The organism is Pedobacter frigiditerrae (genome assembly GCF_004331645.1).
GTDB classification, from domain to species: Bacteria; Bacteroidota; Bacteroidia; order Sphingobacteriales; family Sphingobacteriaceae; genus Pedobacter; species Pedobacter frigiditerrae.
In genome coordinates this window covers 156,169-178,201 of the sequence record NZ_SJSK01000006.1, presented here as the reverse complement: position 1 = coordinate 178,201, position 22,033 = coordinate 156,169, and the positions used below count along the sequence as shown (strand labels likewise).

General features: G+C 34.2%; 17 protein-coding genes. 7 read left to right on the top strand and 10 right to left on the bottom strand.

From position 1 onward, the window contains the following. Window positions 1-52: 52 nt before the first annotated feature. Complete coding sequence (locus tag EZ428_RS19980) at window positions 53-463, bottom strand: helix-turn-helix domain-containing protein (protein ID WP_205945768.1); 411 nt, start codon at window positions 461-463, stop codon at window positions 53-55. A gap of 150 nt (window positions 464-613) precedes the next feature. Here EZ428_RS19980 and EZ428_RS19975 point away from each other — a divergent pair, with 150 nt between their 5' ends. Further along, window positions 614-808, top strand: coding sequence for a hypothetical protein (locus tag EZ428_RS19975; protein WP_131554978.1), 195 nt, complete (start codon window positions 614-616; stop codon window positions 806-808). A gap of 225 nt (window positions 809-1,033) precedes the next feature. Here the strand turns inward: EZ428_RS19975 and EZ428_RS19970 are convergent, their stop codons facing one another. The 7 genes from EZ428_RS19970 to EZ428_RS19940 form a co-directional block, all read right to left on the bottom strand. Further along, a complete protein-coding gene (locus EZ428_RS19970; protein WP_131554977.1) occupies window positions 1,034-1,999 on the bottom strand; it encodes an acetyl-CoA carboxylase carboxyltransferase subunit alpha in 966 nt (321 codons plus the stop codon). Between the two features lie 584 nt (window positions 2,000-2,583). Then, window positions 2,584-4,158: a S10 family peptidase gene (locus tag EZ428_RS19965; RefSeq protein WP_131554976.1), complete on the bottom strand. Its 1,575-nt coding sequence runs from the start codon at window positions 4,156-4,158 to the stop codon at window positions 2,584-2,586. 113 nt (window positions 4,159-4,271) lie between these two features. Beyond that, entirely contained in the window at window positions 4,272-5,594 is a 1,323-nt protein-coding gene (locus EZ428_RS19960) for an alpha-L-fucosidase (protein ID WP_131554975.1), read from the bottom strand. Between the two features lie 113 nt (window positions 5,595-5,707). After that, window positions 5,708-6,691, bottom strand: a complete 984-nt coding sequence (locus EZ428_RS19955; protein WP_131554974.1) for a DUF5007 domain-containing protein — start codon at window positions 6,689-6,691, stop codon at window positions 5,708-5,710. 15 nt (window positions 6,692-6,706) lie between these two features. After that, entirely contained in the window at window positions 6,707-7,420 is a 714-nt protein-coding gene (locus tag EZ428_RS19950; protein ID WP_165501840.1) for a fasciclin domain-containing protein, read from the bottom strand. A gap of 17 nt (window positions 7,421-7,437) precedes the next feature. Next, complete coding sequence (locus tag EZ428_RS19945) at window positions 7,438-8,886, bottom strand: RagB/SusD family nutrient uptake outer membrane protein (RefSeq protein ID WP_131554972.1); 1,449 nt, start codon at window positions 8,884-8,886, stop codon at window positions 7,438-7,440. A gap of 10 nt (window positions 8,887-8,896) precedes the next feature. Beyond that, window positions 8,897-12,112, bottom strand: coding sequence for a SusC/RagA family TonB-linked outer membrane protein (locus tag EZ428_RS19940; RefSeq protein ID WP_131554971.1), 3,216 nt, complete (start codon window positions 12,110-12,112; stop codon window positions 8,897-8,899). Between the two features lie 526 nt (window positions 12,113-12,638). Here EZ428_RS19940 and EZ428_RS19935 point away from each other — a divergent pair. The 5 genes from EZ428_RS19935 to EZ428_RS19915 all read left to right on the top strand — a co-directional run bounded on the left by EZ428_RS19935 (window position 12,639) and on the right by EZ428_RS19915 (window position 16,735). Continuing rightward, window positions 12,639-13,331, top strand: coding sequence for an NUDIX hydrolase (locus tag EZ428_RS19935; protein WP_131554970.1), 693 nt, complete (start codon window positions 12,639-12,641; stop codon window positions 13,329-13,331). A gap of 71 nt (window positions 13,332-13,402) precedes the next feature. Beyond that, the gene (gene prs, locus EZ428_RS19930) at window positions 13,403-14,224 is read left to right on the top strand and encodes a ribose-phosphate diphosphokinase (protein WP_131554969.1); all 822 of its coding nucleotides are present in this window, start codon (window positions 13,403-13,405) and stop codon (window positions 14,222-14,224) included. A gap of 5 nt (window positions 14,225-14,229) precedes the next feature. Next, entirely contained in the window at window positions 14,230-14,775 is a 546-nt protein-coding gene (locus tag EZ428_RS19925) for an NADAR family protein (protein ID WP_131554968.1), read from the top strand. Then, window positions 14,772-15,290: an O-acetyl-ADP-ribose deacetylase gene (locus tag EZ428_RS19920; protein WP_131554967.1), complete on the top strand. Its 519-nt coding sequence runs from the start codon at window positions 14,772-14,774 to the stop codon at window positions 15,288-15,290. The genes EZ428_RS19925 and EZ428_RS19920 overlap by 4 nt, the downstream gene beginning before the upstream one ends. Then, window positions 15,287-16,735 carry a nicotinate phosphoribosyltransferase gene (locus EZ428_RS19915; protein WP_131554966.1) on the top strand — a complete coding sequence of 483 codons (1,449 nt, stop codon included), beginning with the start codon at window positions 15,287-15,289 and terminating at the stop codon, window positions 16,733-16,735. Before EZ428_RS19920 ends, EZ428_RS19915 begins: the two co-directional genes overlap by 4 nt. Window positions 16,736-16,737: 2 nt before the next feature. On the opposite strand, the gene EZ428_RS19910 is transcribed toward EZ428_RS19915, so the two are convergent. Continuing rightward, window positions 16,738-17,991: an alkaline phosphatase family protein gene (locus EZ428_RS19910; RefSeq protein ID WP_225871108.1), complete on the bottom strand. Its 1,254-nt coding sequence runs from the start codon at window positions 17,989-17,991 to the stop codon at window positions 16,738-16,740. A gap of 10 nt (window positions 17,992-18,001) precedes the next feature. Further along, entirely contained in the window at window positions 18,002-19,903 is a 1,902-nt protein-coding gene (locus tag EZ428_RS19905) for an alpha-amylase family glycosyl hydrolase (protein WP_131554964.1), read from the bottom strand. Window positions 19,904-20,060: 157 nt separating this feature from the next. On the opposite strand from EZ428_RS19905, the gene EZ428_RS19900 reads away from it, so the two are divergent. Further along, window positions 20,061-21,986, top strand: a complete 1,926-nt coding sequence (locus EZ428_RS19900) for a sensor histidine kinase (protein ID WP_131554963.1) — start codon at window positions 20,061-20,063, stop codon at window positions 21,984-21,986. Window positions 21,987-22,033 lie beyond the last annotated feature (47 nt).

Below are 22,033 nucleotides of genomic sequence, written 5' to 3'. Positions count from 1 at the left end.
AAATTCATACCAATAAAAAAGTCCCGATCAAATGATCGGGACTTTTTTATTATTAAGCTAAATCTAACTTTTGTTTTAATTCCCATATCTTGTCATCTCTTCTTTGAAGTTTTGATTCCAACTCTTCAATTCTTTTCTCTTGCTGTAAAATTATTTTCTGTGTTAAACTCCATTCTCTTTCACTAACGTTTATTGTCTTCACATTTGAACTAGAATCATTTATTCTTTCTCCACTCCCTGTAAATACATCTATTGGCTTGCCTAAGATTTTAGCAATTTTCATAAGGCGTTCCATTGAAATATTAACGACCCCTGACTCGATTTTTTGATATGCACTTTGACCAATACCCAGTTCACTTGCCATATATTCTTGGGTATAACAGGATTGATCTCTATATTTCCGTATCTCTTCACCTAAAACATTTTTCATATCAGCTTTAGTCATTAAAAATTTTCTAATCATATTGTAATTTAAAAACCATTTCAATCTTTTCAGGAATATAATTATTCCCGAAAAGATTGAATTCATTCCTAAAATAGATAATGTTATTCTAAATTTGAACAAAATACAATAATCAACTACATAGATTTACATAAATCAAAAAATTGAATTATGAAAAAGGTAAATTTACTCAGCAAAGCTGAAATGAAAAAAGTAATGGGTGGTAATGAGGTTGTTGGCGATGAAAGTGATAGTGGGAAGTGCAAAGGGGTTTGTATATTGGAGGGCACGTCATGTCCAGCTATAGTAAATAATGGTTTTCCACCAGAAATATGTACTCCTAGATATTCTAAATGTTGCGAATAACAATTGATCTTACATAAAATTTTATTCCTGAACCTTTAAAATTATTATTGAACTAATAAGACTTTTGTTAAAAAAGTCCCGATCAAATGATCGGGACTTTTTTTATGCTTAGTGTGATTGTCATTCCCGATTTTGTCCCAAAGGGACTCCCTTGGAGGAGGAATCTAATAAAAAGAATCTATTCCGCTAGATTCTTCGCTGTACTCTGAATGACAAAAGAAAAAACTAATTCTCTACAACTACACCCATATCACAAAATTTCTCAATTCTAGTTGATATTAGTTTATCAGTATTTACTTTCTTTAATTCTTTTAAATCTTTTAAAATCTGGGCTTTTAAGGTTTCGCCCATTAACTCTGGATTTTGGTGAGCGCCTCCAAGTGGTTCTTTTACCACACCATCAATTAATTTATTGCTAAACATATCGTCTGAGGTTAATTTCAAGCATTCTGCTGCTTTCTCTTTAAAATCCCAGCTTCTCCATAAAATAGAAGAACAAGATTCTGGTGAGATTACAGAATACCAAGTATGCTCTAGCATATAAACTTTATCGCCAATACCAATACCCAATGCTCCTCCAGATGCCCCTTCTCCTACAACAAAACATAGAATTGGCACTCTTAAAACAGACATCTCTAACAAGTTACGGGCAATAGCTTCCCCTTGTCCACGTTCTTCCGCTTCCAAACCTGGGTAAGCACCCATTGTATCAATAAAAGAAATAACTGGCTTATTAAATTTCTCAGCTAAGCGCATTAAACGTAAAGCTTTTCTATAACCCTCTGGGTTTGCCATTCCGAAGTTACGATATTGACGCTCTTTAGTGTTCTTTCCTTTTTGGTGACCGATAATCATAACGGTTTGACCATCAATTGTTGCAAAACCACCAATAATTGCCTTATCATCCTTTACGGTTCTATCCCCATGCATTTCGATGAAATCATCGCAAATCATATTGATATAGTCTAAAGTTTGAGGTCTTTCAGCGTGGCGAGACATTTGAACTTTCTGCCATCCTGTTAGGTTATTATATAGGTTTTTACTAGTATGAGCTACTTTTTCGTCAAGTTCTGCTAAAGTTGCAGACATGTCTACCTTAGTTTTATCAGCAACTTGTTTTACCTTTTCAATTTGCTGCATTAAATCAGCTAAAGGTTTTTCGAAATCGAATGATGTTTTGATCTGTTCCATATGCGGGTTACAAAAATAAGGAATTATCCCGAAACATAATACAATAAAAATTTAGATAAATAGCGTTAACTAAAAGTTAAGAAATTAAGAAAACTAATTGGTTAGTGAAGACACATTAAAGCTTAATATAATTAAAATAGTTCGGAGTTTTGAATCTTGAGCTTGGCATCTCCACTCCATCTTAACTCCTAACTCTCAACTATTTATCGACACCATTAAGCTTGTACTTAGCAGTTTACCATCTCATTTTTAATCCATTCTTGGTTTAACATGGGTCTTAAAGATGATTGCCTCAAAACGATTGGCTTCAGATTCTGTTTTTTTCCTCTTGGGGAAATGCAGATGTAGAATTTGTACTGAAATTAAGTTGGTTAAATCTTTATACTGTGCTATAATCAATCTAGGCACCATCATATACCAACAGGGATTCAACAGGGAGCTAACAGGGGGTTAACAGGGGTAATCTCCCTGTTAACCCCTAATCAAATCCTTGTTTGATATGAGTTTGTTAACCCCGATACCTACTTGTTAGTTAAGGAAGAGCTAGAGAACAATAAGCGTATTACTTCTTAATGTTTATGGATTTAGAACTTAGCTGGTGTACCAAATTTAGGCACTGCTTTTTCTATGAAATCTCTAATATGATCATTACCCATTTTTAAATCTGGCTTGCGCAAATACATCATATGGCCGCTTTCATATCCTTCCCAGCTCATTCTATCTTTCAATTTACCACTTGGGTCCATTTGCCACATGTTATATTTAGCGTTAAAATAATCGCAAGCACCATCATAATAACCAGATTGCACCAATACATGTAAGTATGGATTTTGCGCCATAGCAGATCTCAAATTCTCACCTGTTTGGTCGCCTGTTCTATCCCAAGGATTAACTGGTCCGAACATGTTATATTTTAAATCAGTTTTATAATTAAGCTCATTACGGATGTACATGTTAATTGCAGGCGTAAATGAATGTAGCCAAGACGTTAATTCTGCATTATAATCTGGTCCTTCGCCAGCATCAGCCTTATCAATACCTTTATATCTCGAATCTAATCTTCCAACGGTAAATCCTTTATCTCTTAATAATTCTTTCCAAAACAAATTGGTTGATATATCTAAGTTATTCTGCAAAATGACCTTTTCTGAAATTCCAGAATATTTAGCCATTTTTGCAGCTATTTTTTGCTTTTCGGCCATAGGTAAAAATCCACCTTTTGCAATAGCAGGAATAAGCTCATTAACGGTAAAGTTCTCTACCTCCGGTAGCATTGCAGTCAGTTTTTTGCCTTGCAAATCTGCAGGTAACATTTTATGGTACCAAGCCGTTGCTGCAAAATATGGTAAGCGCAAAGCTGCCTCTACAACAGTACCTCTTTCTATTCCTAATTCTGTTGGTGAAACCAGAATTACACCATTTAAATACATCCATTGGTTACTTTGCAATTCTAAGGCTAAGCCAGATACACGAGTTGTGCCATAACTTTCGCCAATTAAAAATTTAGGAGATGCCCATCTGTTGTTGCGGGTTACAAATGTATTGATCCACTCCGCCAAGTATTTGATATCTGCTCTAACCCCAAAAAACTTACTTGTCGGTACATCTTTGCTTGTAGCACGAGAATAGCCTGTATTTACTGGGTCTATGTAAACAATATCTGCTACATCTAAAATTGATGAACTGTTATCTTTATACCCATAAGGTTGAATTGGGTATCCTTCATCGTCTATGTTTAGAACAACTGGCCCTGTGTAGGCAATATGCATCCAAACTGAAGCAGAACCCGGCCCACCGTTAAATGAAATCACCAATGGTCTTTTGTCTTTATTTTGAACATCAGAACGTTCGTAATAAGTATAAAACAAACCAGCGATTGGTTTTCCGTCTTCATCCCAAACTGGCAAAGTACCTGTTGTAGCTTTGTAAGGGATAGCTTTTCCGTTTATGGTTACCGTTTTATTGGTTACAACCGAACTCTCTGGAACTATGGTTCTAGAAGCAATATTGGTATTGATTTTTGTTTCTTCTTTAGCAGGAGCAGTAGTTGTAGATGCACTTGCTGTAGCAGCTGGTCTTTGTCCTTGTTGACGTTGTTGAGCATAAGAAATGCTTACAAAACTTAAGGCAATAAGTGTTGTGGTAAAAATTCTCTTCATTTGTTTAGGTTGTTTGAGCCTATAAATATCAAAAAATGAACGCCATAATTTGCAACGAGCACGAAATTGTTACCTCAATAGGGGTCGCTGATCGCAGTCAAGAACTAGCTTACTTATAATTCTAAAACAATTACGCGATCAGGTTCATTATCGGTTAAATTAACTGAAATGTTTGCTGTACCATTATTAATTTTAGTCGTTACCGAACTATTATCTTTTAGCAAAAAAGCCTTCTTAATTTTCTTAACCGGAAAATTGGGAAGGTTAACCTGCGTTGTTTTACTGTTTAAGATATGAATATACATTCTGTTGCCTTTTTTAGTGATACTGCCCCATTCTTGCGGTTTCAAGTAACCAGCTTCAGTTCCGTAAATGCTTTCGCCATATGTTTTTAGCCAAGTTCCCATCCATTGTAAACGCTCTACAAATTCTGGCTGTACTTGTCCGTTTGGCATTGGCCCTATATTAAGTAGCAAGTTTGTACCCAAAGAAGATGCTTTTACTAGATAATCTATTAATTGCTTATGGGTTTTATAGGTAGTGTCCGTTAAATTAAAACCCCAAGAACCGTTAATGGTTTCGCAAACTTCTACTGGCAATTTATCTGATGCCTCTTGAAAGCTTAGTCCAGATTTATTTTCTCCTGGCAAATCCTTTTCAAACATTTGAAAATCTTCGCCTACAAATGGGGATAAGTGGTGATTATTACCAATTAAACATTGAGGTTGCAGTTTATGAATAAGTCCATAAATTTCTTCGTATTTCCAATCTATTCGAGAGGTCCTGTCTTTCTCGCCCTCTGGAGCAGTTTGATCCCAATGACCATCAAACCAAATTCCAGCAACTTCGCCATAATTAGTTAGCAGTTCTGTTAATTGGTTTTTCATGAATTGCAAGTAACTGGCATAATCACTTCTGCCTTTACGATCGCTGAATTGCCCTGTTTTACCAGTTTCTCTTGGGTAATCATCTCGTCTCCAATCTACCAATGAATAATATAAGAATAATTTTATGCCTTGTTTATGGCATTCATCAGCAAACATTTTAACAATATCTTTTTTGTATGGCGTATTCATGATATTAAAATCAGAATACTTAGTGTCCCACATGCTAAAACCATCATGATGGCGGGTAATTAAAGTGATATACTTCATACCTGCATTTTTAGCCATACTTACATACTGCGCTGCATCAAAAGCGGTAGGGTTAAAAAAATCTTTTAGTCTTGAATAATTATTAACCGTTATTTTACGCTGATTCATTACCCATTCTCCACTACCTGGAATACTAAATGGGCCCCAGTGAATAAATAGTCCAAATCGAGCATCATTAAACCATTTTCTAGACTCGAGATTAGACGCTGTTGGTGTATAAGACTGTGCGTTGACTAGAATAACAGAAATGAAGAGGAAGGTGGTGAAGAGTATTTTTTTCATTGTATGAATTTTAGGATGAAGTTTCTCAAATCACTATAAACTTAAAATTAACTTATTAAAATAACAAAAGCCTCCCGAATATCGGGAGGCTCTTTAATTAATATTTCAATTGGCTACCTATGAGACATGTCAGGGAATTTTAGATCGATGTTATAAATTCCATCCTGAAATGATTGAAAAACAAATCGCGGATTAGAAGACCATTGATCCAAACCTAAAGTAGGATTATCAAACTTTACGAATTGAGTTGGAATACGGTAGTAATAATTAAAACCATTACCAAGTGATACTAAAGGAAATGGAACTGTTCCGAAAGTAAATTCCATTCTATCATTAAACATAACAGTTTTAATAGCATAATCTTTCATGGTTTGTAGCGCACCAGTAGTTAATCCAGCTAAAGGGCGTGTTACAATTTCTCCAGCCAGTGGATTAAATGCTACACCATTTTTATCAAGCATTCTCAGTATAACTTTTAATTCTGTACTTGGTGTACGAACTATAGTTACTGTTGGCACTCCAATGTTTTGCGACTGGGCCTCATTGCCCACTCTTCTTAGCTGATTGTATGGCGTACCTGGTAATTCATAAGCAACAGAAGGAGTTACATTAAAGTTCCCGATTTTTGGATACACTTTTTTCCCTGCTGGATTAGAAATCTCTAAATCAAACGTATAATTACCTACGGGAATATTGCTACTCGTATAATTCGCCTGAACTTGCCCACTTGCATCATTAATATGGATTGGGTTAACTAATGAATCTTTCTGTTTTTTAGCAATTAAAGCTTCAGTAACGTCTGTAGTTGGATCATAAATCCCTGTCCAAACTTTTATTTTGTAAGTTTTAAAGAACATTTCATCAACTATTTTACCCGTAGCTTTATCGTAAAAGTGAACTACTTTTATTTTCATTGGTTGAGTAGAGCCATCAACATTTAATGCCGTACTATTTAAGGCACGACCTTGTGGTATGGTAACAGGGTCTTCTTCATATCTAATGCCGTCACTTAAAAACCCATCTGGGAGCTTTTTACAAGCTATAATTAAAACCATTAAACTTAATAGTCCTAATGCATAATATTTATATAATTTCATCTTATTAGGTTTAAATTAATTTCTTTTTTGCGAAAAATAAAGGATGTGCCCAGTTCTATCTGGCTTACCATTTTCTAACACGTGCAACATACCTGTGGTTGTTTCAATACCCGAAGTTTGTACCCTATTACGAACGCCATCAGCTGAGCTTATCTCTGACGCAACAATTGGCGGTGTAAGTGTTTTTTTCAAAAAGGTATAGTACATGATTTGAGGTTTATTAGCACTATTTGGGTTATAGCCTAAATTAACATCGTCTGTATATTCATAAGACACTACGCTTTTTACTGTTGCTTTAGCTGTTTGAAATAAAGTACCTTTATCATTTAAAGCACTAGCCTCTACTTTGCTAGGTATAATATAAACGTTAATTGAATCTGTAAAGTGAGACAAATCATATTTAATTAATGTGTCTATGGTGTATCTTTTTGCGGGATCCTTTCTTTGGGCTTCTAATGTTTTATTTAACAAATATGCCTTAATCGAATAATCCGTGGGCGCAAAAAAAGTAACTCCAGATTGATTTATTTTATCTTTTGTACCCGTTTTATCAACTATTAGGAGTAATGTATCAAACAATTGATCTTTATTGCTCTTCAAGTAATCGTAAGTAGTCATGTTTACTTTTGGATTGTGTAAGGTACCACCCACAAAATAATCATCGTGCTTACAGGAAGTTATAGCTAATGCCAATATAAAAAAGGCATATAATATTTTAATATTTTTCATTTCTTTAAATTTAATTGTTAAAAATGACCTTTCCACCATTCATTTTGGGTTAGTAAAGCATTTTGCTTGCCTAAAACTCGCATGTTTAATGGCCAATAATATCCTTTCTGAGCAATTCTTTGTGGAGAATAAGAATCTGGGTATAAACGTTGAAGTTGCTCCATTCTAATTAAATCAAAGGCATTATAACCTTCGCCAATCAATTCTCTTCTGCGTTCGTCTACCAGCTCATTAAATAAGTTTATACCAGAACCAGCGTAATCAATTAATCCAGCACGTTGCCTAACGAAATTTAAATCGGTTAAACATCCCGGTTCATTTCCATTTTTAAATCTGGCTTCTGCTCTCAATAAATAGATGTCTGCTAAACGTTCTAGCACCAAATTATTACTAACCACATAAGCTGTTTTATTATTGGGATCGTAATAATTTACATTGATATATTTAGTAAGCAACAGCGAACCATTGTTGGCTAATTGAACTACCTTATCCTTACGATCTTCCGAATCAACGAAAATATCATCAAAGGTATCGCCACCAAACCAAGTACTATTTACATTTCTATCTGTAATAAATGGAGCAGCTAAGAAAACATTAAAAAAGCTACCACTTGACTCATTTTTACTAATGGCATCATAAAGCATGTTCAACTCGAAAATACTTTCCTGACTATTTCCAGCCCAAATATCATTGTAGTCTGCAACATCCTCTAAATGGTATTTATTTGAGTTGATTACACTATCACAATAAAGTTGAGTTTTAGGGTAATCGTGTTTCCAAGCATATATGTTTGCCGTTAAGCCTAACACGCTACCCTTACTTGCATGTGTTTTAGGTTCTTCATAACCTAAAAGTGATGTTGCTTTGCTTAAATCGTTTAAACAAAATGCCAATGTTTTAGCTTCTTCGCTACGTGGCAAAGGCGGTATGTTTAGTGGGTCCTTAAAGGATTCTGTTGTTAAAATCACATCTCCCCAAACACGTTGAATGTAGAAATAAGTATAAGCTCTTATGTAACGGGCTTCTCCTTCTAGCTTATCTTTTTCTGCTTTACCACCACTAAATTTAGCATCAGGAATATTCTTTACATTTTCAATAATCAAATGGCATTGATTAATCACTTTGTAAAACCTACTCCAATCTTGAACGCTTCCTTCTAAATATGGAACGTAGTTGAAGTTAAATTTTCCATTACTGATAATACTTGTATAGTTCCAATAATCTCCACCTAAGGCAAAATTATTTGCTGCTAAATCTCCGAATATAAAAAAGCTTCTGTCTGCTTTTAATGCATCTCTTAATAAAGAATAGGCGCCTGAAACTGCTTTATTTACGTTAGCTCCATTTACCCAAAAAACCTGGTCATATGTAGCATTTTCTGGCTCTAAATTAATTGCCTTCTTACATCCAAAAGAAAATAAGAGCGTAAAAACTACAGCAATATGTATATATAAATTCCTTTTCATGATCTATAAATTAAAATGTGAACTCTAAACCAAATGTGTATTTTTTTGGTATTGGATATCCCCCACCAGTATACTCACCTTGTGGGGTAATTAGTTCTGCATCTGGCACTGTGGCAGATTGAAAACCATAAACATTATCCATTGTACCATAAATACGAGCACTTTTAATTTTCGCTTTAGTAAGCCATTTTGGATTTAGCGTATAACCGAAAGTGATGGTTTTGATTTTAAAGTAATCTCCTTTTTCATTCCATAAAGTACTAAAAGGCAAGAACTGATAATAACTTGGACCAAATGGACTCACAGCTGGAAAACCTGCAGAATAATTAGGGTCTTTTGCTCTACCAGGAGTCCAATAATTTACACCCGTTAAATCTGGCAAGCGTTGACCAGCAAAAGTTGTTAAGTTTCCAAAATTAAAAATGTTGGCAAATTGATTAGACTTGTAAGTATTGATGATATCTCTACCCAATGTAAAAGTTCCCAAAATACTAAGTGAAAAGTTTTTATAGGTAAACTCGTTATAGATACCACCAGTTACTTTTGGATTTGGATCTCCTGTACGACGTAAATCTCCGTCTGCAGCACCTTTATCTTCATCGCTCCAAACATCATAATCGCCATTTACATCTGCCCAAATTGGAGCACCGGGTTTTACCACATAATTTCCTTTAAAGTAAGTAATGTATTTACCAGTAAGTGGATTAACAGGTATTTGACCCGTATTGTTATATACTCCTTTATAGATCATTTGTGCCCAACCATACACCGGCCCTCCTACAGTGAAATATAATTGCTGATTATATCCACGACTATCAGCATAAAAGCTTTTATTGCCATTAGGCAAAGACGCTAAACGGTTCTTGTTAAAACTAAAGTTAACATTGGTTAACCATTGCAACTTGCTTGTTTGTGGTAAATTTCTAGTTTGTAGGGAGATATCAATACCTTCATTTAGTATTTTTAAAGGTACATTATAAGAAACTTGGCTATATCCTGTATACGAAGGGAATGGGAAAGAAAGTATTGGATTTTTTGTTTGTTTGCGATAAAAATCTACCGTTAAGTTAACCCTGTTTTTGAACATGTAAATATCTGCTCCAATATTAGCCTGATCAGATTTATTCCAAGTTAAGTTTGGTTGTGTTAATGGATTTGAAAACGATGGGAATGCCGTTATTACACCATCATAACTTTGAGTACCTACATCCCAGGTATTAAAAGGGGCATAAAAGTTATCAGGTAAAGTGCCAGATAAACCATAACTTCCTCTAATTTTAAATAAATCTAACCAGGTGATTTTTTTAAGAAATGCTTCTTCTGATGCGACCCACGCTAATGATGCAGCTGGGAAATAACCCCATTTTGTATCTTTTCCAAACCTTGATGAAGCATCTGCTCTGTAAGATGCATTTAAAATATATTTTGATTTATAATCATAAGAAAATTGAGCGGCAACAGATAATAAGTTTGCTTTCTCAAAATTTGAATAACCAGATAAATCTTGCTGAGGGATTCCTTGTACTACTTTGATATCATCAGTAGGCACATTATAACCTTGCACAAAAGTTTTACGGCGTTGGTCACTTTGAAAAGATTGAATACCCACTAAATTAAAACTGTGATCTTTGTTTATGATTTTAGAAAAAGTTAAAACATTTGCCAGGTAATAGCTAAAGTAACTTGACTTATCACTTGAAGCAAATGAAACTCCATTAGCGTCTAATTCTGCTGGCTGAAAGCGATCTCTATTATCAAAATTACCAGATAATGAACCTTGTAATGAATATTGTAACCCCTTAACAATATCTACATTAGTTTGACTGTAGATACTAAGCTGATCTGTTTGATTGACATCTTTTAATTTATCATACTGACCATAATAAAAATCGTAATCCTGAGGTGTTAATTTAACAAAAGACGATGGCATTGAAGTTGCACTAACTGGAACCACTTCATCTCTACCTCTTCCCAAACCTCTTTTTCTAGCCGACCTTGACGCTGCCAAAATTATATTCGTATTAACGGCTGGAGATAATTTAAAATCAAAGTTACTCCTGAAGGAATATCTTTGGAATCCTGTATTTCTAACTATACCATCTTCATCATAATAATTTAATGATAGTCGGTAATTTAATAAATCGTTACCAGCAGATACGTTAACATCATAGTTACTTATTCTGCCAGACTTATAAAATAGATCTTGCCAATCTGTTGCATTATTAAAAGAGGTATTTAAACTGTCAGATAAAATTTGAGGGATGTTAGCCATCTGATCATAAGTTCCATAGGCTCTCATCAAATCTAATTTCTGCTGACGTTCTTGAGCACCAGCATAAGTGGTTTGCAATTCTGGCCTTTCTGTTACTCCAGTATAATACGATAACCTAACAACTGGCTTACCTGTTGCTCCTCTTTTGGTCTTAATTACAATTACTCCATTTGCACCTCTTGAGCCCCAAATAGCGGTAGCTGCAGCATCTTTTTGCACTACAATACTTTCTATATCGTTTGTATTTATACCCGCTAAATAATTAGAGCCTGTTGCCGACGAACCTTCTAAATCTGTAACCGATAATGGAATACCATCAATGATAAATAATGGTGTACTTAAAGTTCTTGCCAAATCTAAATTATCAGCATTTAAATCTCCTGAGATTGTAGAGTTCCCTCTTACAGTAAATGTGTTTCTAACGCCTGGCTCTCCGGAAAAGTTTTGAATGTTGATACCAGATACACGACCTTGCAATAGACCCTCAAAACTAGGAGCCGGTAAATTTTGAATTTGTGCAGCATCAATTACCTGAATTGCTCCTGTTGCCTTACGTAAACTTTGCTTTTGATATCCTACCACTACAACTTCATCTAGCTTTGATAAGTTATCATTTAAAATTACGTTCAGAACGGTGTTGTTACCGACAGTAACTTCTTTCTTTTCATATCCAATCATAGAAAATACAAGTACATCTGTAGGTTCTACGGAAATACTGAAGCTACCATCAGAAGCAGTAACTGTGCCTTGTGCCGTTTTGCCTTTTACCGATATGCTAACGCCGGGCAATGGCCCTTGTTTGTCCTTAACAGTACCACGTACTATTACGGGAGTTTTGGTGTTTTTGCTTGTTTGCTGTACTTTTGGAAAAGTATTTGCCAAGCCATTTATGCCTTGCGACAATAAAATCAACAAACATAACACACCTTTAAAAAGTGTAAAATTACATTTCATAAACAGTTTTTTTAATTAACGTTTGGTTAGTTGTGCCATCGTATTTCTACTACGGCAACCTAATCTATTAACAATAGCAGTAGTTAAAAAACACAAACGTTTGCGGAGATTAAAAGATAGGCATGGTTATTTAATTGCCTCTAAGCTTAGAAAGCCATATAACAGCGATATTTATCTTGAATTCAAATTATTAGCGTTAGCATAACGTAAACTTATGTAACAAACTCAACGCAAACGTTTGTTAGCCTAATGACATTGATTTAATGAGGGAATAAGAGCATTTGGAGGAAGGTCTTCTAAGTATATAAAGCCAATGCTTTACATAGCCAAATAAATAGCAGAAATTTATTTCAAAACCGGACTCAACACCTTCTCCTTGCCATCAATTTTTTGAGTATAAGTTAAGCCTAAAATTTTAAACAACCAATATCTATTAGCTCAAAATTGCTTGATTAATAAATCATCGTCGAATTAGATTTACCTATTGTAAATTATTATTTTTGCGTAAACTTTACGCATATTAAAAATGGAACTAGAACAAAATATAAAGATAGCTGTTGATGCTATAGTTTTTGGTTATAGCGAGAATAGTTTAAATGTGTTATTAATAAAGCAAAAATACGGCGTATTAAAAAACCAGTGGGCTTTAGTTGGTGGCTTTATTAAAGATAATGAAACGATAATAAATGCAGTAAATAGAGAGCTTAAAGAAGAAACAGGGATTAAAGTAAACTATCTTGAACAACTTTATACTTTTGGGGATGATTTAGATAGAGACCCAAGGTTTAGGGTAATTTCAGTAGCTTACTTTGCTTTAGTAAACTCTACAAAACTTATTTTAAAAGCTGATAGCGATGCAGAAGATGCTAAGTGGTTCTCCTTCGCAGAACTTCCCAAACTAGCTTTTGACCATGACATTATTCTAAAAACTGCCCACCAAAGGCTTCAAAATAAATTAACCTATCAACCAATTGGATTTGACTTGCTACCCAAGGAGTTTCTCTTTTCTGAATTAGAAAACCTTTATTGCACTATACTTGACAAAGAAATAGATAGGAGAAACTTTAGAAAAAAGATTTTAAGTTTTGGGATTGTAGAAGAAACTGAAAAATTTGGGAATAAAAAAAATGGAAGACCAGCTAAATTATTTAAATTTAACAAACTGAAATACAATAAATTAACAAAAGAAGGTTTCCTATTTGATATTAATTTTGCGTAATTTTTACGCAAAAATTTGGAGATTAAAATTATCCTTATAACTTTGTGTAAATATTACGCAAATAAAAGATTATGATACTTAATCTAGACCCAAATTTCAAACCTTTAAAAGGTGAAGAAATACGCTTTAAAAGCTTTACCTTTTCTGGGGGTGAACCACATATTAAAATATCGACAGACTTCAGTTTAGATGAAAAAGTCTCTATTACTCATCGATTAAATTCATTTAATGATTTAGGATTGCTTTGCCTAGCTGTAGATGCCTTGCAAAGAATGGGAGCCATAATTTCTGATTTATACATCCCATATTTCCCTTCCTCACGCCAAGATAGGGTTATGATTGCAGGAGAACCGTTATCAGTAAAAGTTTATGCTGATATCATCAATCATTTAAACTTTAAAAAAGTTATCATTTTTGATGCGCACTCTGAAGTTACACCAGCACTCTTAAACAACGGCGAGGTAATTACAAACCATCAATTTATAAAACATGTTGTCGATAAAATTAATGGTGACATTTTATTGATTTCACCAGATGGTGGAGCTTTAAAAAAAATATATAAAGTTTCGGAATATTTAGGAGGTGTTGGAGTAGTTGAGTGTAGCAAAAGCAGAGATGTTAAAACAGGAAAATTATCTGGATTTAAAGTGTATGCTGATGATTTACAGGGAAAGGATTGTTTAATTGTTGATGACATTTGTGATGGTGGCGGAACATTTATTGGCTTGGCTGAAGAACTTAAAAATAAAAATGCTGGAAAATTGTACTTAGCTGTAAGCCACGGCATTTTTAGTAAGGGCTTTTCAGAACTTGGCAATTGCTTCGAACAAATTTTTACGACTAATTCTGTTAAAGATATTATCAATGAAAAATTAACCACATTCAAATTGTAGAAACCATGAACTATAATCTTGAAAAATTTATACAGGAAAATAAAGCTCAGAAATTTCTTTTTTTCTGGGGAGATGGAAATCCAACAACTAGTAGGATTACCAAAACTTGTTTAAGTCAATGGTACCTGAGTCCTTTTACAGTTGACGAAATTACCTATCAAACCGCAGAACATTGGATGATGGCTAAAAAAGCAAGTTTATTTAACGATGAAGATACTTTAGCAAAAATCTTAAAAGCAAAATCCCCTGCAGAAGCTAAAAAATTAGGCAGAGAAGTAAAAAACTATAGTGATGAGCTTTGGTTGAGAAATCGTTATCAGATTGTAAAACAAGGCAATTATTATAAGTTTATTCAGCATCCTAAATTAAAAGAATTTTTACAACAAACACAAAAAAGAGTATTGGTTGAAGCAAGCCCCAATGATACAATTTGGGGAATTGGCTTGACCCATGACCATCCAAATGCCACAATTCCTGAAAAATGGAATGGACTTAACCTTTTGGGCTTTGCATTAATGGAAGTAAGAGATGAATTAATCAAAACGAAATGATTATAGAAGTAATTAAAACAGATATTACTGAATTTGAATTAGACGCTATAGTTAATGCGGCTAATACTTCTTTGCTCGGTGGTGGAGGTGTTGATGGCGCAATCCATAGAAAAGGAGGCAAGAAAATATTAGAAGAATGCATTACCATTCGTAATAGACAAGGTGGCTGTAAAGTTGGTGAAGCCGTCATTACAACTGCGGGGAATCTTCCTTGTAAATTTGTAATTCATACCGTTGGGCCAGTTTGGAATGGCGAAAATCCTAAAACTAATACCCTCTTGGCAAATTGTTATCAAAATAGTTTAGAAATAGCTTTTAACTATAATATTGAAACGATTGCATTCCCAAATATCAGTACTGGAATTTATCACTTCCCTAAATTAAAGGCTGCTGAAATAGCATTGAAAACGATTAAAAATTTTAAAAATATAGAATCATTTAAAAGAATCATACTTGTGTGTTTTGATGAAGAAAATCTAACAATATATAACAATCTTATAAAACAAAATATATGAACCCACTATTATTAACAGACGGTTATAAAGTTGACCATCGCAGACAATATCCAGAAGGAACAACTTTAGTATATTCTAACTGGACACCCAGAAAAAGCAGAATAGAAAATATTGAGGAGGTAGTATTTTTTGGCTTACAGTATTTCATAAAAAAATATATTCTAGAAGATTTTGATAACTACTTTTTTAAACAACCTAAAGAAAAAGTAATTAAAGAATATAATAGACGAATAAATAATTACTTAGGAGAAAACCAAGTTGGTACAGCGCACATAGAAGCACTACATGACCTAGGCTATATACCAATGGTTTTTAAAGCGCTACCAGAAGGGATTTCAGTTCCAATGAGGGTGCCTATGTTTACAATGTATAATACCAAAGCAGAGTTCTTTTGGCTTACCAACTATTTTGAAACATTGCTATCTGCCGTAATTTGGATGCCATGTACTTCTGCAACTATTGCTAAACAATATAGAAAAGTACTTGATAAATTTGCTATTGAAACTTCTTCAATACCTGAATTTGTAGATTGGCAAGGACATGATTTCTCGATGAGGGGTATGTCAGGAATTGAATCAGGAGTTTGCTCATCTAGCGGTCACTTACTTAGTTTTACTGGTACAGACACTATTCCAGCTATTGATTTTTTAGAAAAATACTATAATGCTAATTCAGATAACGAATTAATTGGTGGATCTGTGGCAGCTACCGAGCATTCGGTTATGTGTATGGGTACTACTGAAGGTGAATTAGAGACTTTTAGAAGACTAATTTGTGAAGTGTATCCAAAAGGAATATTATCCATTGTTTCAGACACTTGGGATTTATGGAAAGTATTGACAGATTATTTACCTAAACTAAAACAAGAAATAATAAATAGAGAGGGGAAAGTTGTAATTAGACCTGATAGCGGAGACCCTATAGATATTATTTGTGGTAATCCAAAAGGTAAAACAACAGAAGAAAAAAAGGGAGTAATTGAATTGTTATGGGACTGTTTTGGAGGTACAACAAATGCCAAAGGATTTAAAGAATTAATTCCTCAAATTGGTGCTATTTATGGAGATAGTATAACCATTGAAAGAGCAACCCAAATCTGCGAAAGATTAAAAGAAAAAGGAATTGCTTCAACAAATGTTGTATTAGGTATAGGGTCTTTTACTTATCAATATAATACTAGAGATACTTTTGGCTTTGCGATGAAAGCTACTTATGGAGAGGTTAATGGAGATGGCAGAGAGATTTTTAAAGACCCAATTACTGATGATGGAACAAAAAAATCTGCAAAAGGATTAATGAAAATTGAGATAGAAAATGGAAAATATAAACTTGTTGACCAAGTGAATTGGGATGATGAACAAAATGGAGAATTAGATGAGGTTTTTAGAGATGGAAAACTTTTAATTGACCAAACATTAGCAGAAATAAGAAAAAGAATTAAATAACTCTACTTCAAAATCGGCGCAAGAACCTTTTCCTTCCCGTCGATTTTTTGAGTGTAAGTTAAGCCTAAAATTTTAGCAATCAATGGGTAGATGTTTACATTTTCAAAAGCTGGAATTTTTAATCCTGATTTAAAGTTTGGTCCCCAAGCATAAAAGATTGCATGCATATCTGGGGTGGCTGGGTCGAAACCATGTTGCCCAATATCTGGCTTGATGCCATTTATATTGAAAACCTTAGGCAACTGTGGCACTAATAAAATATCTCCAACCCTGTTGTATTTGTCTTCTTTTTTATTGTAATGCCAAGCTTTTGGAATGTTTTTGCTTAAATAAACATCATAATCTTTAGCCTCTGCTTTTAAAGCTTTATATGTTGGCTTAATGTATTGCTTTTCATTTGCATAAATGTGCAAAAGTGAGTTGCCTGGTGGAACTTTAAAATGATTTAAGTCAATCGCCTTCGGCAGAGGAATCGTATTTTCTCTATCAATAGTTGCCATTCCGTGGTCTGAAAGGACGATGAAATTAACTTCCAATCCTGTTGTTTTTGCAACATCAACTATTTTGCCAATGGCATCATCTACCACCTGAACAGCAGCCCTGGTTTCCTCAGAATCAGGTTTATGGCTATGTGCGGCCTTATCTACCTGTGGAAAATATAGAGCTATAAAGTGTGGACGTTTTTCATCAGGCAGCTTTAACCAGTCTTGAACTACATTGATTCTCCTATCCATTGGGATAATTTCACTGTAGTTAAACAGATAAGTTGGCTTTATGCCATCCATAGAAATTTCTGAACCTGGCCAATAAAAAACAGCGCTTAGCATTTTCTGCTGTTCGGCAATTACCCAAAGTGGCTTACCGCCATACCATGAACTATCTGTAGCCATCTTTTTATCGGCTCTCCTAAAAACTACATCCGTTTTTTTGTCGTAAAAAATATTATCGACCACACCATGATGGGATGGATACAAACCTGTGGCAATGGTATAATGATTTGGAAAAGTTAACGAAGGATAAGATGGTTTTAAATAATCTGACTGCACACCATCTTCTCTTAATTTAATCAGGTTTTTAGCTTGATATTTATCAGCCAAATCCCACCTAAAAGCATCAAGTGAAATTAAAATTACATACGGTTTTTTCTGTTGCTCAATACTGTTATATCTATTTGCAACCACTTTCTGAGTGGTATCTTGAGCTTTCGCACTTAAAAAGAAAAATGAAAAAATTACCGCAAGTAATGATAATCTCATTGGCATAAAATTAATTTAAGGCTTGCTTGCTGTAAATATGATATTCACCAGGTGCAAGTGTTGCCCCAAATGTAGCACTTCCTAAACTAATATTTGCACCTCCAACCGCATCAATCCATGTTCCAGAAGCTCCAAAATCTATACTTGCAGTTTGACTGGTTACATCAAAATTACCAACAACAACAACAGTATTTGAGCCGTTAGTTAGCTTGATGTATTTAATACCGCCAGTTGTACTATAGGTATATGTTGGGCTAGAAAAAATAGTGTTGTTCTTTTTAAGTTTGATGAATTTTGCATAGGCATCGTATAAAGCTTTGCGACGGCTATCTGTAAAATAATCCCATTTAATAGGTTTATCTCCAGTTCTCCCATTAAAATCTATACTGATATCATAACCTAATTCTCCAAATTGCCAAATCATTTTAGGCCCTGGAATGGCGAACAAAAATGCTGCAGCCATTTCTTCACGTTTTAAAGCTGTGGTTAAATCTTTAACAGAATATCCGCCAGATGCATTACCATAATTAATGTTTTTATAATTCAAACGCTCTTCATCATGGCTCTCTATGTAGTTAACCAAATTTTCAGATTTTGCAAAATTGTGCTTGTTAAAAAATCCCCAAGAAAAATCAGATGTTGGTAGCCAACCCATTGTGGCTTCGTTCATGTTATAGTTTAAGTTATTCCATAGCATCATTCCATCATCTGCCAAAACTTTTTCTTCAGTTGCATCGGCAAAATGCTCTAAAATCACATAAAAATTATTTGGATCGATGCTTTTAATGTAGTTATTATACTCTTTCCAAATGGCAACCCTACTGGCATCATAAGCCGCAAATGGTGCATCACCTGTGGTATAATTTTGTGTAAATCCTTTCGATAAATCAAACCTGAAACCATCAATTTTATATTGCTGCATCCAGAATTTCATCACATTCTTCGAAAAATATTTAGTTGCCGGGCTTTCGTGGTTAAAATCATAACCAACATTGTAAGGGTGTTTGGCATCAATATTAAACCAAGGCGAATTTGAAGTTGGCTTACTGCCATCAAAATATAATTGCACCATAGGTGATTGTCCAAAAGAGTGGTTCAAAACCATATCCATAATTACGGCAATCCCCTTTCCATGACATTCGTCGATAAAACCTTGCAATGCTGTTTTTGTGCCATAATACTTATCAGGAGCGAAATAATAAGAAATGTTATAACCCCAACTTAAATTACCTTCAAACTCTGTAACCGGCATTAGTTCTATAGCGTTAATGCCCAGGTCTTTTAAATAATCTAATTTTTGCAAGGTAGATGCGTAGCTATGTTCAGTAGTGAAATCACGAATCAGCAACTCATAAACTACTAAATTATCTTTTGCTGGTCTAGTAAAGGTATTGTTTTTCCAGGTATAAACAGGTTGATTAGCTTGCATTGTGCTCACATTTCCAGTTGTTTTGCCTGTTGGATAAGCTTTTAAACTTGGGTAAGTTATTGCAGAAATATAACTATCATTATTTGGGTCTAATACCTTTTCGCAATACGGGTCTGCAACTTTTAAAGTTCCATCAACCAAAAACTGGTAAGCATATTCAGCATTAGGACTTAAATTATCGATTTGAACCCACCAAGTATTATTTTCGGGTGCTAACTTCATTTGATAATTTGCTGTAGCCTGCCAATCGTTAAAATCGCCTATTAAAGCTACCGAAGTTTTAGATGGTGCGTATAAAGTTACAATTGCCGAAGTGCCGCCATTAATAAACACTACCCCATCTTTAGCAGCAGTTGGCAAAGGATAAGAGGTAACTGGTGGTGTGGGTACAACTGGAGTAGGTTCAGGCGTCGGGAACGTTCCCGATTTTTTACAAGAAAAAAGAGCAGTTGCAATTAGTAAAGCATAAAATATTTTATTCATCTGATTTATATTTGGTTCCCAAAAATACTTAATATTAGGTATTTACATCTATAAAATTAACCGTAATTTTCATCTTCTTACTTTTTTTGCTCAAAAACACACGTAGCGATAACATTTGGCTATTTATGGCAAAATAAAAAAAATGAAAATTTAAAAAATGTATAAGCTACTATTGGTTTTTTTAATTACATTTTTTGTAAATACATCCATATTTGCACAGGATACCCCATCTCAAAACGTAGCACAAAACACTTCTTATTCAGCTCAGGATGTAGCTCGTTTTTACGAGTACATTAAATATTTTAATGATGCTTTAAAATTAAATATTAGAAAGACAGCAAAAGGCTATTTGTTTTTAGCAGAAGATCAATTAATGCTGATGAACGCATCCAATGAAGCTAGATTTTGTGCAGAAATGGCTTTGGGTTATGCAAGAGTTGGCGATAAGAAAAAAGCAGCTGCATTTCAGCAGAAAGCCACGGCAGTTTCAAGGGGGAAAACGGCTTCGGTTTCAGTTAAAAATTTAAACCAGCTTGCTCAAAGTTATGCATTAACAAATGATACCACAGGGTTGAAAAAGCTTTTTGAAAAGGCAATTTCTACTGCATCAAAAACTGAGAAAAAAACAGTTAAAATAGCTTATGTAAATGGTTTATTTGGTGTTGATGAGAATGTAAAGGCATCAACTTTGTTGAATGAATTATATACAGACACGCCTTTACCAGCAGCTGAAAGAGCAGAAATTTTAGGTTTACTGATTATCAACTCATTAAAACTAAACAAAACACAACATGTTGATAAATATTATCAAGAGTTAGAACAGTTAAAACCAACTAAAACTGCCAACTATCTTTTGGCAAAAGGAATGTATTTTGAGTTTAAAAATCAATATGCAAATGCAAGCAAAGCTTATCAACTTTTAGTAACCAATTTTAAAGCGGGTAAACGAGAAAATGTTTACCTAGAAAGCGTTTTGCAGTTGGCACAATTAACTAGCAAACAGCTTAAAAAAGACAGTGCAAATTACTACTTTGCCCTTGTTGAGCCAGTTTTGATTAAACCTTTTCAATCTACAGCAATTGGTATAAGATACCTGAAATTTATTAAGGTTCATCAAATTCGTTTCAAATCATCCAATTCAACTGCAATTGACAAAGCGATAATTATCAAGGATTCTCTTTATAAAAATGAATTAATTGCAGTTACTAAAGAACTACAGTACAAGCACAAAATTGAGGAAGACAAACAAAAAGCGGAATTATTAAAAAAACAGCGAGATATTGCCAAGCAACGCTCTTTCCTTATCATCGGTGGTTTATGTTTACTCTTAATTATTGGTAGTGCCACTATTTATATTTTATATCAACGCAGAAAGCAAGCTAACTTATTGCATTTAGCTGAGGTAGAACGTCTAAAACAGGTTCATAGAACAGATATTGTTAAAAAATTATCAGCGACACAAGAGGCCGAGCGTTGGCGTATTGCCGACCAATTACATGATGAAGTTGGCTCTATGATTTCTGTAGTGCGGTTGAACCTTTCTGAACATCCATTTAAAAACGAGCCAATAACTCCTCAAAAACTAGAAACCGCAAATAGAATTTTAGCCGATGTTGCAAACACAGTTAGAGAAATGAGCCATGAATTAATGCCTGTGGCTATTAGGCAATATGGATTAATTAATGCCATTGAGCAACTTATTAACGATATAAATACTTCTGGAAAGCTTTATATTGAACATTTAATTTATGGCTTTGATGACCTTTCTAAATATCCAGAAGATTTTCAGGTGAGTTTTTACAGAATTGTACAAGAGCTTTTCCAGAATATCGTTAAGCATGCAAAAGCTACAAATGCCATTTTTCAGTTAGTAGAACATCCTGATTCTATTAATCTTTATATTGAGGATAATGGAAGGGGAATTGAAAAAGAAAAGGCAGACAAAACAGGAAAAGGGATTGGTTTATTAGCTAATAGAATTGATTATTACGAAGGTAGAATAAGCATTGAAGGTCAGCCCGGAAAAGGAACTTTAATTGTAATTGATATACCAACCGAGCATATGTTGAAAGACCAAAGCTAAAAGAATAAAGGTGAAAGCAGAGGGACGAAAGACCAAAGACGATTAAC

Coding starts and splice junctions, on each gene's coding strand:
- EZ428_RS19980 (WP_205945768.1), bottom strand. CDS start 463: ATGATTAGAAAATTTTTAATGACTAAAGCTGATATGAAAAATGTTTTA.
- EZ428_RS19920 (WP_131554967.1), top strand. CDS start 14,772: ATGATTATAGAAGTAATTAAAACAGATATTACTGAATTTGAATTAGAC.
- EZ428_RS19900 (WP_131554963.1), top strand. CDS start 20,061: ATGTATAAGCTACTATTGGTTTTTTTAATTACATTTTTTGTAAATACA.
- EZ428_RS19975 (WP_131554978.1), top strand. CDS start 614: ATGAAAAAGGTAAATTTACTCAGCAAAGCTGAAATGAAAAAAGTAATG.
- EZ428_RS19955 (WP_131554974.1), bottom strand. CDS start 6,691: ATGAAATTATATAAATATTATGCATTAGGACTATTAAGTTTAATGGTT.
- EZ428_RS19910 (WP_225871108.1), bottom strand. CDS start 17,991: ATGAGATTATCATTACTTGCGGTAATTTTTTCATTTTTCTTTTTAAGT.
- EZ428_RS19940 (WP_131554971.1), bottom strand. CDS start 12,112: ATGAAATGTAATTTTACACTTTTTAAAGGTGTGTTATGTTTGTTGATT.
- EZ428_RS19925 (WP_131554968.1), top strand. CDS start 14,230: ATGAACTATAATCTTGAAAAATTTATACAGGAAAATAAAGCTCAGAAA.
- EZ428_RS19935 (WP_131554970.1), top strand. CDS start 12,639: ATGGAACTAGAACAAAATATAAAGATAGCTGTTGATGCTATAGTTTTT.
- EZ428_RS19905 (WP_131554964.1), bottom strand. CDS start 19,903: ATGAATAAAATATTTTATGCTTTACTAATTGCAACTGCTCTTTTTTCT.
- EZ428_RS19915 (WP_131554966.1), top strand. CDS start 15,287: ATGAACCCACTATTATTAACAGACGGTTATAAAGTTGACCATCGCAGA.
- EZ428_RS19965 (WP_131554976.1), bottom strand. CDS start 4,158: ATGAAGAGAATTTTTACCACAACACTTATTGCCTTAAGTTTTGTAAGC.
- EZ428_RS19970 (WP_131554977.1), bottom strand. CDS start 1,999: ATGGAACAGATCAAAACATCATTCGATTTCGAAAAACCTTTAGCTGAT.
- EZ428_RS19960 (WP_131554975.1), bottom strand. CDS start 5,594: ATGAAAAAAATACTCTTCACCACCTTCCTCTTCATTTCTGTTATTCTA.
- prs (WP_131554969.1), top strand. CDS start 13,403: ATGATACTTAATCTAGACCCAAATTTCAAACCTTTAAAAGGTGAAGAA.
- EZ428_RS19950 (WP_165501840.1), bottom strand. CDS start 7,420: ATGAAAAATATTAAAATATTATATGCCTTTTTTATATTGGCATTAGCT.
- EZ428_RS19945 (WP_131554972.1), bottom strand. CDS start 8,886: ATGAAAAGGAATTTATATATACATATTGCTGTAGTTTTTACGCTCTTA.